This window comes from Martelella alba (assembly GCF_006516955.1).
Taxonomy (GTDB): Bacteria; Pseudomonadota; Alphaproteobacteria; order Rhizobiales; family Rhizobiaceae; genus Martelella; species Martelella alba.
Genome location: NZ_VHLG01000003.1, coordinates 67,979 through 81,219 on the forward strand (window position 1 = coordinate 67,979; position 13,241 = coordinate 81,219).

Here is a 13,241-nt window from a genome sequence, read left to right on the forward strand (position 1 = left end):
TCAGGGTTCCCACTTGTCGTGCCGACCCTTGTCCCCGCTGCTTGGTTTTGCGGCAATGCCAAGCCGGCTTTCTTCTGCCGTGATGACCGAGAGAAGCTGGCGCAGCGCCTCCGGCACACCCTTGCCTGCGACGGAGGAAAGGGTCAGGATCTTCGTCCCGCACGCCTTTTCCAGCGCCGCCTTCTTTTCGGCAAGGGTCTCGTCATCGAGAATATCGATTTGCGACAGGGCGACGATTTCCGGTTTTTCGGCGATCTCATTGCCATAGGCCTCAAGCTCGCCGCGTATGGTCGTATAGGCCTTGGCGACGTCTTCCTCCTGGGCGGAGATCAGATGCAGCAGCACGCGGGTGCGTTCGACATGGCCGAGGAAACGGTCACCGATGCCCACACCTTCATGTGCGCCTTCGATCAGGCCGGGAATATCGGCCAGGATGAATTCGCGCGTATCAACCGTTGCGACACCGAGATTTGGATGCAGCGTGGTGAAGGGGTAATTGGCAATCTTCGGCCGGGCACGCGTCACTGCTGCCAGAAAGGTCGACTTTCCGGCATTGGGCAGTCCTACCAGACCGGCATCGGCAATCAGCTTCAGCCTGAGCCAGACCGTTTTCTCCTCGCCCTCAAGGCCGGGATTGGCCCAGTGCGGTGCCTGATTGGTAGAGGTCTTGAAATGGGCATTGCCAAAGCCGCCATTGCCGCCGGCGGCAAGGCGGAAGCGCTGGCCTTCCTCGGTAATGTCGCAGATCAGGGTTTCATTGTCTTCCTCGAAGACCTGCGTTCCCACCGGCACTTTCAGCGTCACATCGGCACCATTGGCGCCGTTTCGGTTGCGGCCCATGCCGTGAATGCCGGTTGAAGCCTTGAAATGCTGCTGGAAACGGAAGTCGATCAGCGTGTTGAGACCATTGACGGCCTCAACCCAGACATCGCCGCCGCGGCCGCCATCGCCGCCATCCGGGCCGCCGAATTCGATATATTTCTCGCGTCGGAACGACACGCTGCCGGCGCCGCCGTCGCCCGAGCGGATATAGACTTTTGCCTCATCGAGAAATTTCATGTTTCTTTCACTTGTGTTCGTCAGTCGGCGGTTGCAAAACCAGCCGCATCGTTATCGTTCAGTCGGGCGGAGGTCAAAGGGTATCATGCGTATCGCGAGCTATAATATCCAGTTTGGGACCGGTTTGGACCTCAAATATGATCTTGCGCGCATTGCCGCAAGTCTTGAAGGCGCGGATCTGATCGCGCTGCAGGAGGTGACCCGCGGTTTCCCGAAGAATGGCGAGCGCGATATGGTTGAAGAAATCGCAGCGCTTTTCCCGGATTTCTTCCTGGCTTATGGTCCGGGCTGCGATATCCATCTTGATCATTCCCGTCAAGATGGGCGCATTGTCGAGCGGCGGCTGCAATTTGGCAATATGATCCTGTCGCGCTTTCCGCTGCTTGCAACCCGCCATCTGCTTTTGCCGCGCAGCCGCACCTATGAGCGGATCAATTATCAGCGTTCAGCGCTTGAGGCCGTCATCGACACGCCGGTGGGGCCGTTGCGCTTTTATTCCGTTCATCTCGACCATGTCTCGCCGCGTGAGCGGATTTCCCAACTGCGTTTCCTGAAAGATCGCCTGTTCGGCTTTGTCCATGAGGGCGGTGCGGTGACGGGGTCGATGGAATTCGGCCTTGCCGATCCGCCCATGCCGGAAAATTTCCTGATCATGGGCGACTTCAACATGGAGCCGGAAACGCCTGAATATCTGGAGATGGTGGGCGAAAGGGACACGGGCGGCTGGCGGAGCTTGCGCGATGGCGTCGCCGTCGATCTGCTCGACCGGCTGAAGACACGGGATGAGAAAAGCATCACCTGGACGCATCAAAGCCTGGCGGAAGGCGAGGGCATGTATCTCGATTACGCCTTTGCCCATCCCGGCCTCGTGCCGCTGGTGAAATCCGGCCATGTCGATCTCGCCGCCAAAGGCTCCGATCACTTCCCCGTATGGGTGGAGCTGCAAATTTAGTGGTTGAGCGCCGCGCCTGCCATCAGCATAGGGCTTCAAAGGCCTGCCTTTAGGCGCGTAAGCCCCGGTTCGTTTGCGCTTTTTGACTGCAAAATTCACGTAATCGCTCCGGCTCCCTGCCCGTGTTGTCACTGGCAACAAGGATAAGCCTCACGTTGCGGGTGGGGATAAAGGGGGATGAAAAAGGCCGGATATGGGGGCGTTTCAGTCCGGTTTGTGGAAGGCAAGTAATTTTGTGCCGCAATACCGGGTTTCCCCCCAGTGGCCCTCCTGAAGCCAATAATAGATGCCATAGAGATTAGTCATGAACAGGCTTTCCCCCAATGGGTGACTCGGACTGTTCCACCCTTCGTTGGAAATGATCGGCATGATCTTTCGTCCGTCCATGGACATTTCGCCACCATAATAGCGCATGACGATCTGGCCCGGGTCGGTGGGGTGCCGGTATATCTCGATGCCGGGGGTGCCTGTCAGAACCAGTTGTCCGTCCGGCGCTAGCCGCCGCATCTCGGTTTCATGGCCGTCATAGAACTGGAACATCGCGACCCGTCCCAACAGATAGCCATTGGGGAGGACAATGCAGGAGGCGCGCTGATTGAGGATCGTCAATGCGAGGATGACGACATAGACGACGATTGCGGAAAACAGCATTTTGAGGGCGATGACCACCATACGCATCAGCAGGCGGAGCGTTGCCCTAAGGCTTCTTATAAAAAAAGCGGCTGTTGCTGCGATCAATCAGGATCCTCCCGCTATGCCGTTTCGAAGATGCGATAGTAGCGTTTGTGACTGGGATATGCAGTTTATGCGCGCTTTCGGTCGCGCCTTTCTGAAGGCCTGACAGGCTTGCATGTCCCATATTGACGCCTGAAGACTTGGCATCAATCCGGCTTGTGTAAGGCGAAAAGCGGGGTAGGGCAGCTTCCTGCCGGGTATTTTCCACTGTTCAGCAGCCGGTCATGAATGAGGTTGGTGCCGACAAGCCCGTAGTCAGTTCGGTCTGGATCGCCGCGCTGCTGCCAGGCTTTCGTGACGAAGCCAAGCGCGAGTGCGTCGACGAAATCCGCACCTGGAATGGAGACTATATTTACGAGCAGGATGTTGTCCGGCTGTTTCGGGTCTTTCATGAGCCGTTGAAGGCCGCTTGAATCTGCAATCAGCGTACTGCCAGGGCGCTTCAGGACAATATTCAACCCATCATCGCGGTGAGTGAGAAGGATGGCTCTGTAGCCAATCATGCTGCCGTCAGGCAGAATAATGCAGCGTTCCCGCGTCAGATAGGTTCCGAGTGCGAGGAAGGCGGTGGCAAAAACGACGATTGGTGCTGAAACCTTGAAAATCGCAATCGCAGTGGGTTTCATTGCCGGTCCTTGGCTTCAGCATAACGGCTCGTGCTCGCGTCGGCCAGTATACGCGCTGAAAAGGTTGCTTCCCATATTTCAGTTATACCATAGGGTGAGCTGAAGGGAACCTCGACCGGTATATACGAGAGCAGCGCCCGAGACCTGTTCCGGCTGTCGTTCAAAGCGCTTACGGCCATCGCGAATACATAATTGTAGAGAGACGGACCGGGATTGCCTAATGTCTGCGAAATTTCAGCTGCGATTTCTGATGCGTCTTCCAGGCCGCTGGCGATCAATTTTACGATACGGTCGCCAATCATATTGTCGTAGGTCAAAATTCGATCTTCGAGTTCAAAAGGGTCACGGAACATGTCTTCGAACGTGAAATCTATGCTTCCGCTGAGGTCTATCATTGGGCCTTTCTGTCGACGTGTCCCGTGAATTTCTCCGCGGATTGATGAGTTGCCGAGGCTGTAGGAAACATTTTTCATCGGATAGTAATTGTCAAAACCGTCACCAAAGGATCCATCTTTTGTCGTCCGCGCTTTGGTTGCAATCTGGCCCGGAAGTCGGTGGGGATTATCGATTGCAATAGCTCTGAATTGATTGGCCACCGCCTGTAGAAGGCCTGCTTTCTCAAGGGAAACTGTTTCGTCATTGCCGAAAAGATAATGGCCTACGAAATTCCACCAAGGCCATTTTGAGGTGGTTTGCGGAATGTTCTCGAAGCGGATATCGAAATACTCCTCCGTTGAGGCGTCATAGGGCTCGGCGATGCAGCGGCAGCCATAGGCATCGCCGGGATTGCCGGTCGCAGGCGGGTTGTCAAAGGCGTAGATATTGCCCTCATTGGCGGCATGGGACGGGCGGACCTTCGCATCGCGGCGGGTGCGCCAGATGCCAAGCGTTTCCAGGAAAAGTGGCCGCCGGTTTTCCGTCCGGAAACGCTTAAGAAGACAATGTGGGACGCCGGGCTTGGCCCGTCCTTGGTTTCAAGCCTGATCGGCGTGCCATAGCGCAGATAGGCCTCGAAGGCCCTGCGATAGGCTTTTGTCGACCGGTCGGTGGTTTTTCCGCAGAACCCGCACATGACTCTCGCCCCTTTTTCCGTTGTGACCCGCAAAGGATAGGGGTGCTGGCTGTTGCGGAGACCGGTGGGGAGAGGAAAGGACCGCCCCCGCTTCGTCATGGTCATAGAAAACGGCAGGCGCCCGTTTCGAGAAGAAGAAATCACTGTTCCTCCACCTCATCGGGGCGGGTGAAAGGCAAATAGTTTTGTTCCGCAATGTCGGGATTTTCCCCAGTGAGCCTCCTGGAGTCGAAAGTAGATGCTGTAAAAATCCGTCCCGAACAGATGCACTCCCAGCGGCTCATTCGGGCTGTTCCACCCCTCGTTGAACATGTTGCCGGCGATGATCGGCATGATCTGTCGCCCGTCCATGGCCATCTCCCCGCCCGGATACCGGATCACTATCTGTTGCGGGTCGGTGGAATGCCGGTATAGCTCGATATTGGGGGTGCCCGTCAAAACCAGTTGTCCATTCGGAGTGATCAGGCGTATCGAGGTATAAATGCTGTCATCAAGCTCGAACATGGCGAGGCGTCCCAGACAATAGCCATTCGGGAGAATAACGCAGGAGGCGCGCCGATCGAGGATTGCCAATGCGAGGATGACAACATTGACGACGATCGCTGAAAACAGCATCTTGAGCACGATGACCACGATACGCTTCAGTAGGCGGAGTGTTGCCCTAAGGCGTCGTAGAAAAAAAGCGGCTGTCTCTGCGATCAATCAGAATTCTCCCGGAAAAGTTGCCAGCCCATCTGTCTTCGATATCATAAGGTGTTGCGAAGAAAACCTCTCTCGGCAGAAAATCGAAAAAGTCCTGAGAAAAACGACGACTATCCCGCAGCGCGGCGTCAGCCATTTCGAGCACCAGCGTAAAAAGCGGCCTGTCGCCATTGCCGAGTTGAGCCGAAACGCGACCGGCAATCTCGGTTGCGCTGTCCAGTCCGGATGCAATTGCATCGACAACACGACCCGCAGCTTCATGTAGCCACTTATAATAGCTTTCCGCGTCATAGGGATCGCGAAACATGTCGGTCAGTTCGAAGGTGATGTCGCCATCAAGTTCGAGCATGCCGGCTTTTCTGCGGCAGCTTCCAGACGCCGTGCCGCTGATCGTCGTCGTACCGATGCTGAAAACGATCTGCTGCATTTCATAATTGCCCGCGAAATCGTAAACGAAATCGCCTTCTCCTGTGGTGCGTGCGGTGTCTGCAATCTGACCCGGCAGTCGCAAAGGATTGTCGATCGCCTCTTGCTGGAACTTGAGAACGACCTCGGACAGATAACCTGTTTCGCGCACCGTCACCGGCTTTCCGTGGCCGGTGAAATAATGACCGGCGAACCTCCACCAGGGCCATTGTTCCACCGCATCTGACACACCGGACAGGCGAATATCGAAGTATTCCCCCGTCGAGGCATCATAGGGTTCGGCAATGCAGCGGCAGCCATAGGCATCGCCGGGATTGCCGGTCACAGGCGGGTTGTCGAAGGCGTAGATATTGCCGTCATTGGCCGCATGGGAGGCACGAACGCGATCGTCGCGCATGGTGCGCCAGATATAGTGCGAGGTGCGGCTCGGTGCCGCTTTGGTCTCAGGCGGGATCGGCGTGCCGTAGCGCAGATAGGCCTCAAAGGCCTGCCTGTAGGCGCTTGAGCCCCGGTTCGGTTGCGCTTTCTGACTGCAAAAATTACACATCGCTCCGGCTTCCTGCCCGTGTTGTCGCTGGCAACAAGGATAAGCCTCACGCTAAGGGCGGGGATAAAGGGGGATGAAAAAGGCCGGATATGAGGGGCGTTTCAGCCCGGTGGGTGAAGTGCAACTCGCGGGGTCGGGCGGCTTCCCGCCGGGTAGTTCCACTGTTCAGCAGCCGATCGTGAATGAGGCTGGTGTGGGCGTGGCGATCAACTGTGATCGGACGGCCGGGCGGGATGGCCCGGCCGTCTCATCTCAGGCGAATTCGAAAGGCTGAAATTCGTTCGCTTTCAGTTCGGTTGTGACCTCCGGGATCATCTGGCTGGTGGACACGGAATAGAGGTCGCGAAGTCCGGTGACGCGGAAGCCGAGCTTCTCCTGTACCCGTTGCGAAGCCCGGTTCTCAGCATAGGCGCCGGAGTGAAGCGCGACATTGCCGTGCCGGCTGAAGAACCGTTCGATCAGCCCGGAGGCGGCTTCGCTCATGAAGCCGCGGCCCCAGTAATAGCGATTGAGGTAGTAGCCAAGATGCCAGGCCTGTTGCCGGTGCTCGATCGAGATCGTGCCGATGTGAACGTCGTCCGCCGGCTGGGTGATGGCAAAATGCCAGCCGTCATCCGGCGCCAATATCAGGTTCAGCCAGTCGCGGGCGTCATCCTCGCCGTAAGGGTAGGGCACGCGTGCGAGCATGCGCGTGACCCTGAAGTCCGAAAGCGTCTCGGATATCGGGCCGCAATCGCTGAGGCGATGCGGGCGAAGCCTTAAACGCTTCGTGTCGATGAAGGGCGGCAGGGGCGCGTTGATGTGAATGTTCATCGGGGTGCCCCCCAGCTCTTCAGTGACATCCAGGTCCGCCGGTCGAGCCGGTACCATTCGACCGGCACACTGCCGCCAACGGCCAGTGACTGCGCCATGCCGGCGCCTTGATACTGGAAACCGCACTTCTGCAAAACCCGGCGCGAGGCGGCATTGACAACCCGGCAACGGGCATCGACCGTCTCGACTTCCTCGCGGGTGCGAAACACCATGTCGATCAGGATCTGTGCTGCTTCCGTGGTATAGCCCTTGCCCCAATAGGGTTCGCCGAGCCAGTAGCCGATCTCGACGACACTGTCGTCATCGGGGATGGTTTCAACCGCGCAGCAACCAAGAAAAGCACCGTTATCGGCTTTTGTGATGGCATAGACGCAATTGCCGATCACGCCCTCTTGGCCGCGTCGAACAAAATTCGCCGCGTCATCGATCGTGTAAGGGTGCGGCATGCGCGACACCATGGTGGCGATTTTGTTGTTATTGGCGAGATGGGCAATGGCGTCGATGTCATCTTCGTGGGGGCCGCGCAAAACGAGCCGTTCCGAAAGAAGGACGGGGCAATCCCGTCTTGACCGATCCGGCCTTAGCCGCTCGCGGGATAGCCGTGATTGGCTCTCCCTTTGTAGATCATCCTGCATTGTCTGGTCCTTTCCTGGGTTGAAAACAAAAAGGGGAGATGGTGGCGTCCCATCTCCCCTTTTGATTTCTCAGGTCTGAACCAGAATGCTCAGCCGGGTCGATGAGACGCCGGCTGTTTATAGCGGTCCGGCTTATTCCGCTGCTTCTGCCTGTTTGGCCGCCACGGACACGTAGACTCGGCCATTGGCGCGCGTACGGAACGTGACATTACCTTCTGTGGTTGCAAAAATGGTATGATCCTTGCCCATGCCGACATTGGTGCCGGGATGCCACTGGGTGCCACGCTGACGAATAATAATGTTGCCCGGAATGACAGCTTCGCCACCGAACTTCTTTACGCCAAGGCGCTTGGATTCAGAATCGCGACCGTTGCGCGAGGAACCGCCAGCTTTTTTATGTGCCATTGGAGTGCTCCTTTAAATCTCTTAGAGAACTGCTCTTAACCGATCAGCCGGCAATGATGTCGGTGATCTTGACGACCGTGAAATGCTGGCGGTGACCGCGCGAGCGCTTCGAGTTCTGGCGACGACGCTTTTTGAAGGCGATGACCTTCTTGCCGCGGGTCTGTTCGACAACTTCTGCCTTGACGACGGCGCCTTCAACGAAGGGAAGGCCGATCTTGGCATCGGCACCTTCGCCGACCATGAGAACGGAATCGAATTCAACCGTGGCACCAGCTTCAACATCGAGCTTCTCGATGGAAAGCGTGTCCTCGGCCTTAACGCGGTACTGCTTACCGCCGGTCTTGATGACTGCGAACATTTTTTGTCCTTTCATGTTCGGTCCGGCTTATGCCTTCGAAACCGAAGGCGGCCGTCTTTTTATCAGTCTTGTTTGAGCAGTGTTCTCAGCGTAAAACCCTTGAGAACCGGTCTGCCGGTGAATGCCCGGCAAAGCCGGGCGCATCGCGCGCATCAACCAGACACACGCGTCCGAAAGCTTCGATATGGAATTGGTGCTGGCAAGTCAAGCTGAAAGGTAAAAAAAGACGTCATTTTGCCCTTGCATCGCCGCCCTTTGCCCGCTAAGAGACACCCCGCGCTCACAAGCGCTGACCACATGGATCCTGGAGAGGTGGCAGAGTGGTCGAATGCACCGCACTCGAAATGCGGCATACGGGTGACCGTATCGAGGGTTCGAATCCCTCCCTCTCCGCCAGACTTTCTCTTTATGTATATGATTTTATTGAATTTATTTTGATTTTGATTTTTCGATCCTAATTATGATCCTAACGGCAAAAACGCCTCATCTTGAGGGTTGGAGCGTGCTTATGAGCTGCCGGATGCTCGCGTTCAGTTCCTGTGTCTGGTCTTTGAAGCCCTTCATCTGCTCTTCGATGCGGGCGAGGCGATCAACGGTATCGTCGCGATACTCTTCCATCCGCGAGAGACGGGACTGAAGCGCCTAGGTCTCGGCTTTTGTCGAGCTGTCTTGCTGAAGCTCTCTGATCGAGGCCTTTATTTCCTGAATGTCTTTCTGATTGGCTTCGGCATTGTTTTTCACGGCGTAGTAGCCGCCGACAATCGTAACGATGAAGACGAGCGCCGTCAGGATATTTCCGAGCGAAATGCGCATGTCGAGCTTTGGCGTTGTCATTCCCAGCACCCCATTCTCTGGCCAGCGCGGTCATTGCCGATGACGTTGGTTGCGCCCTGAGGGTCGGCCTGAATAAGCGCGGCAGCCCCGCTTGGGGAGAGGTTATTTTTGCGGAAGGGCGCGCAGCTCGTTGCACTCTGGCACCCTGCCAACGTAAGACACGCAAAGATCATAAGGAGACATGGCTTGTAATTTGGCATCGTCTTTCGTCCTGTCCTGCCAGGCCTCAAGGGCTTTTCGCGCGACGGCCGCACGTTCGTCGAGCACGCCCTGGTGATGTGCCCTCGGTATGAAAATCACCACGCCCAATATGACGACGACCGCCGCGCCAACGGCGGCGGAAGCAAGGGCGATGACCATGCTTTCGATCTTGTCGAACATCACGCGGTCTCCAGCGCATCCTTGTTGGCGGCAGCTCTGCGCTTCGCCCAGAGTCGATAGACAAGCGCGCCAAGCATCACGGCGACGCCAAGGGCGGCCAGTGCGGCGGAAACTCTGTTGATCGCATCGATTGATGCGAACGGCGCGAGCTGGTCCTGCGCCTGTGACAATGCCGCCGTGACGGCACCGGCTCCAAGAGCGGCGTCGGCGGGCGCGACGGGTGGCGCCTTTTTGATATCTGCGGTGCTCGCCTTGGCGTTTGCCCCTTCGATCGACTGAACCGTCATGATCGCGCTGGCGGCACCGTCGGTTGCGGGGCGCCCATTGAACTGGACGCTGCTCGCCTCAGTCATCGTAAGTCCATTGGCGCGCATATGAGACACCCGCGCGGACCAGCCGCCCTTAAAGGTTGGCCAGGTGGAAAGGCGTTTCAGCATCGCGAGGCGTCGGTTGCAGATATGATTGACCAATGCCCGGTGGTCGGGGCAGCTAACAATCGCGTTCAGAGTCTCCGGCCCGATCAGTCCGTCAACGCCGATTTGCGAAGATGAAGAACGCAGGTCGTTTACGGATCGCTGCAGCCATTTGACGGATTGGGCCGGGCCGGAATTGACGGCGCCGTCAAAGACGACGAGGTCGATGCCGGGCGGCAGTCGATCGCCGTGAACGAGGTTCCAGTAGCGTTCGCGATAGATCGCCTGCAACTCGTCTTCGGAAATCTGGCGGACGTTCTGTGTCGCGAGCCCTTTGGACTGGCGATAGGTGTCATAGACGCGCTGGATGACGCCACGCATGGTCGCGCCACCAGGGTCTTTGGGGTGGTTGGAATAGCCGCCTTCTTCAGCCAGAATCAGGGCCAGGCATTCGGTGAACCGCGACATCTCAATATCCTTTTTGCCGAGCGTAAATGCAGCCGGTCGTGGTTTGGATATCATACAATGGGTGATGCCAAAATAGCAACGATGCTGAAGAGAATGGGTGGTGGGGACTGCTCTGGCTTTAGTCTGTCAAGGGCGGCGTATGGCTTCCGTCGGCCGCGCGCCAGATCGCAGCGATCATCTTCAGAATTGGGTCGCTCGCGCAACGGGCTGCATATTCGCCTTCTGACAGATTCGCTTGTGACGGACCCAGCTCATCCCATAAAAGATGCGCTACAGCGGCAATACCGTTGAGTGTGGTAGGAGTTAGCGCTAGCAAGGCATCCCTTGCTTCAAGTTCTCTGCGCTGGATGGCATCAAGGTTTTTGACGGTTGTCTGTCCGCCTTCCACTTGAACGAGCGCGCGGCACCACTCCGCGCGAACGGCACGCCAAACCCGGTAATGAAAAAGTGTCGGATCGATCGCCGGTGGCGCACTTGCGTCGGTATCTGGTCCCGCTTCTGAGAGCGTGTTGCCGTTCAACGATGAATTAGCCATGTACAATCTCCTGGCCGGGCCGGGCGGAAGGTTGCTTTTGTTGCTACATCCACCTCGAAAACACCCGGTCCTGTCGCCTATGTTGTCAAAACCGGAGGCGTTCTGGCCCGAAGAGCAATAACTGACAAACCAAGGTCAGAGCGATTTATCTACCGGAGATTGCAGCTTAACATGTGGTGACGTGCAAGCCGCAAGTGCGGATGCGGTTAGGCGCGCATCAAGTTTGTGATGAACGTCGGGGCGATGGTTTCCACGCCGCGATAGGTCTTGCCTTCCTTGATCATTCCGATGCCGCGCAGCATGTTCTCGACTATTCCAGGCGCCGCGCCGACAACCTGTCCCAGCCAATAATTGTACGAATCCTCGCCCTCAAGCTGGCGATCGGGAGATCGGAACCAGAGGTCCGGCATGCCAACGCGTCCGCTAAGGGACGTGTCCGTGAGGTATCCGGGGATGCCGTCCATTGCCAATCCGGCCATCATCGGACCGACAGCCTCGACCATGGCCTTTTTCAACTCCTGCTCCGGGTCGTCGCCGTCATCGAGAAAGAAGCCGGCGAGCACCATGGCGATACCGAACATCCATGTCCCCTTGATGCCGGCGTTGGCCATCATCATTGCCGTGATGCCGGAAAGCTGGGTTAAGGCTTCCCGACGGATTTCTTTGCTTTCGCCATGAAGCGCCTGGTGCGTGTCGCGGAAGAGGCGGTAGAGCATGTTGACGTTGTAATTGCGGAAGACGAGCAGGGCCTTGGCTGTGTCGGAGTGCATCATGCGGGGCCGGCTGGTGTTTTGATAATCGAAATGCGTCTTCCACGTCAGATCGCCGGCCTTGAGCACTGCGCCTTCGTGGTCGAGGCCCTTTTGCCGCGCGATACGGTAGGCGGCGAGGAACGTGACTTCGCGGTTCAGCCGTTCCGCATGATGAAATGCCCACGAAATAGCCGCCATCACCTTGGCGCGACCGGGGCGATATTCTACGCCGGTCTCCCCAATGCCGGCCAGATCGTGAGATTGAGTGCGGTCGATAATGCCTGTTCTGTAGCCCGCATCCATCGCGCGCTTTTCGTCTTCCGTGAGATGCCTCGAGCGTTCCGCCTGCCCTCCGCCAAGTGTGAAGTCCTTCAGCGCGCCCATGAGCTGGGCGCCGGCGCGCGCAAAACCCTTCGCGCCGCCGTGATAGGCCGCCAGCACCGGTACCCCGATAATCACGGTCTGCGACAGGTTCACCAATGCCGCTGCCGGGCTCACCGCCAGATAGTAGGTGAACGCGGCGGATGTGGTGGTTTGCACGGCGCTGCTGCCTGTCGGGTTCATAATAAATTCGTGGCGTTTGTTGATCTCGTTCGCTACCAATCCGGCGCGCGTCGCCTTCGATCAGAATGCAGGTGAACATGCTCCACGAATTCAGAACGAATTTCTTCGATCGCCACAAAAGCTCGCCATAGGGTTCCGAAATCGCGTCCCATTCATAGACGTCGACGCCGTTGCGCAGGATGAAAAGCCGCCCGGCACCGACTTCGAAGAACATGGCGTCGGCATCATCGCTGGCGCGCACCAGAAAGGGTGTTCCGCCGGACAGGTCCATGATCATGATGCCCCGGCGGGCGACGCCTTTTTCGTCGGCATAGTCGTAGGAGGCCATATAGCGGCCAGCGAACTGGCCGGCGATAAAGGTTTCCGGCTGCATGAAGCGCCATTGATCCATGGTCAGCACGGTTTCCGACGCGACGACGGCACCGTTCTGCGATACGGCGACAAGGCCGCGCGGCGATGGGTAGGCGACAGCATAGCCGAGGTCCACAATGCCTTCAGCGGACAGGCGTGGCAGGTTCACGCGCAACCGGTCCATCACCATGTTCTCCGGCGCTGTGCCCTGTGCCACATAGGGCGATCCGGTCGTCAGGATCGCGACGGAAGAGCCGAAGCAACCGAGGCCGACAATGTCGTAGTCCACCGTCAACACGTATTTTTCCGGCCATGCGTGCGGCTTGTAGGGCTCTGAGAAATAGACCTTCTTGCCGGAGAACGCCGCCATCATCCCGTTGGGCATGGCGATCAGCCCGGACAGCTCGTCCGGCGGCGCGTTGAAGTCGGTCGACGGGATGACTTCCTGAATGGGATTGTCAGCGATCACATCCACGAAATTGCCGGTCTGGGCGGTACGTTCGGCGATGAAGTAGAGTTCGGTCGCGCCAAGGGCTGAGGTTTGCGAACGATAGATGCGCATTCGGTTGACGCGCCGGCCTGCCGGCGGGTCGGCAAAGCCGTTCAGCGTCAC

17 protein-coding genes, 1 tRNA gene and 1 pseudogene are annotated in these 13,241 nt (G+C 57.6%); 3 read left to right on the forward strand and 16 right to left on the reverse strand.

All coding sequences use genetic code 11. The features are described 5' to 3' along the window. A complete protein-coding gene (obgE, locus tag FJU08_RS06700) occupies nucleotides 1-1,059 on the reverse strand; it encodes a GTPase ObgE (RefSeq protein WP_141148215.1) in 1,059 nt (352 codons plus the stop codon). Between the two features lie 85 nt (nucleotides 1,060-1,144). Between obgE and FJU08_RS06705 the strand changes: the two genes are divergently transcribed. Beyond that, on the forward strand, nucleotides 1,145-2,011 hold the full coding sequence (locus tag FJU08_RS06705; RefSeq protein WP_141148216.1) for an endonuclease/exonuclease/phosphatase family protein: 867 nt from the start codon (nucleotides 1,145-1,147) through the stop codon (nucleotides 2,009-2,011). Between the two features lie 204 nt (nucleotides 2,012-2,215). Here FJU08_RS06705 and FJU08_RS06710 read toward each other — a convergent pair whose 3' ends face one another. From FJU08_RS06710 to rplU, 10 genes and pseudogenes are all read right to left on the reverse strand, one after another. Next, nucleotides 2,216-2,749 (reverse strand): hypothetical protein, encoded by a 534-nt coding sequence (locus FJU08_RS06710; RefSeq protein WP_141148217.1) that lies wholly within the window; start codon nucleotides 2,747-2,749, stop codon nucleotides 2,216-2,218. A gap of 143 nt (nucleotides 2,750-2,892) precedes the next feature. Beyond that, complete coding sequence (locus tag FJU08_RS06715; RefSeq protein WP_141148218.1) at nucleotides 2,893-3,372, reverse strand: hypothetical protein; 480 nt, start codon at nucleotides 3,370-3,372, stop codon at nucleotides 2,893-2,895. Beyond that, entirely contained in the window at nucleotides 3,369-3,968 is a 600-nt protein-coding gene (locus FJU08_RS06720) for a hypothetical protein (protein ID WP_235890613.1), read from the reverse strand. Before FJU08_RS06720 ends, FJU08_RS06715 begins: the two co-directional genes overlap by 4 nt. Before the next feature lie 171 nt (nucleotides 3,969-4,139). After that, nucleotides 4,140-4,268 (reverse strand): annotated as a pseudogene (locus FJU08_RS23295) (hypothetical protein); the annotation flags it as partial. Nucleotides 4,269-4,600: 332 nt separating this feature from the next. After that, entirely contained in the window at nucleotides 4,601-5,077 is a 477-nt protein-coding gene (locus tag FJU08_RS06725) for a hypothetical protein (RefSeq protein WP_141148219.1), read from the reverse strand. Nucleotides 5,078-5,105: 28 nt separating this feature from the next. Continuing rightward, the gene (locus FJU08_RS06730; RefSeq protein ID WP_141148220.1) at nucleotides 5,106-6,119 is read right to left on the reverse strand and encodes a phage minor head protein; all 1,014 of its coding nucleotides are present in this window, start codon (nucleotides 6,117-6,119) and stop codon (nucleotides 5,106-5,108) included. Nucleotides 6,120-6,371: 252 nt separating this feature from the next. Then, complete coding sequence (locus FJU08_RS06735) at nucleotides 6,372-6,932, reverse strand: GNAT family N-acetyltransferase (protein WP_235890614.1); 561 nt, start codon at nucleotides 6,930-6,932, stop codon at nucleotides 6,372-6,374. Further along, nucleotides 6,929-7,567: a GNAT family N-acetyltransferase gene (locus FJU08_RS06740; protein WP_141148222.1), complete on the reverse strand. Its 639-nt coding sequence runs from the start codon at nucleotides 7,565-7,567 to the stop codon at nucleotides 6,929-6,931. The genes FJU08_RS06735 and FJU08_RS06740 overlap by 4 nt, the downstream gene beginning before the upstream one ends. A gap of 132 nt (nucleotides 7,568-7,699) precedes the next feature. After that, on the reverse strand, nucleotides 7,700-7,972 hold the full coding sequence (gene rpmA / locus FJU08_RS06745) for a 50S ribosomal protein L27 (protein ID WP_141148223.1): 273 nt from the start codon (nucleotides 7,970-7,972) through the stop codon (nucleotides 7,700-7,702). Between the two features lie 43 nt (nucleotides 7,973-8,015). Continuing rightward, on the reverse strand, nucleotides 8,016-8,330 hold the full coding sequence (rplU, locus tag FJU08_RS06750; RefSeq protein ID WP_141148224.1) for a 50S ribosomal protein L21: 315 nt from the start codon (nucleotides 8,328-8,330) through the stop codon (nucleotides 8,016-8,018). A gap of 306 nt (nucleotides 8,331-8,636) precedes the next feature. On the opposite strand from rplU, the gene FJU08_RS06755 reads away from it, so the two are divergent. Continuing rightward, nucleotides 8,637-8,726: transfer RNA gene (locus tag FJU08_RS06755), tRNA-Ser, on the forward strand. 246 nt (nucleotides 8,727-8,972) lie between these two features. Here FJU08_RS06755 and FJU08_RS06760 read toward each other — a convergent pair. The 5 genes from FJU08_RS06760 to FJU08_RS06780 form a co-directional block, all read right to left on the reverse strand. After that, a complete protein-coding gene (locus FJU08_RS06760) occupies nucleotides 8,973-9,164 on the reverse strand; it encodes a hypothetical protein (RefSeq protein WP_141148225.1) in 192 nt (63 codons plus the stop codon). A gap of 102 nt (nucleotides 9,165-9,266) precedes the next feature. Then, entirely contained in the window at nucleotides 9,267-9,545 is a 279-nt protein-coding gene (locus tag FJU08_RS06765) for a hypothetical protein (protein WP_141148226.1), read from the reverse strand. Continuing rightward, a complete protein-coding gene (locus tag FJU08_RS06770) occupies nucleotides 9,545-10,426 on the reverse strand; it encodes a glycoside hydrolase family 108 protein (protein ID WP_141148227.1) in 882 nt (293 codons plus the stop codon). The genes FJU08_RS06765 and FJU08_RS06770 overlap by 1 nt, the downstream gene beginning before the upstream one ends. Nucleotides 10,427-10,544: 118 nt before the next feature. Further along, on the reverse strand, nucleotides 10,545-10,961 hold the full coding sequence (locus FJU08_RS06775) for a hypothetical protein (protein WP_141148228.1): 417 nt from the start codon (nucleotides 10,959-10,961) through the stop codon (nucleotides 10,545-10,547). Between the two features lie 206 nt (nucleotides 10,962-11,167). Then, on the reverse strand, nucleotides 11,168-12,316 hold the full coding sequence (locus FJU08_RS06780) for a PLxRFG domain-containing protein (RefSeq protein ID WP_141148229.1): 1,149 nt from the start codon (nucleotides 12,314-12,316) through the stop codon (nucleotides 11,168-11,170). Between FJU08_RS06780 and FJU08_RS06785 the strand changes: the two genes are divergently transcribed. Next, nucleotides 12,297-12,965, forward strand: coding sequence for a hypothetical protein (locus FJU08_RS06785; protein WP_141148230.1), 669 nt, complete (start codon nucleotides 12,297-12,299; stop codon nucleotides 12,963-12,965). The two genes, FJU08_RS06780 and FJU08_RS06785, sit on opposite strands and share 20 nt — an antisense overlap. The last annotated feature ends 276 nt before the right edge of the window (nucleotides 12,966-13,241 follow it).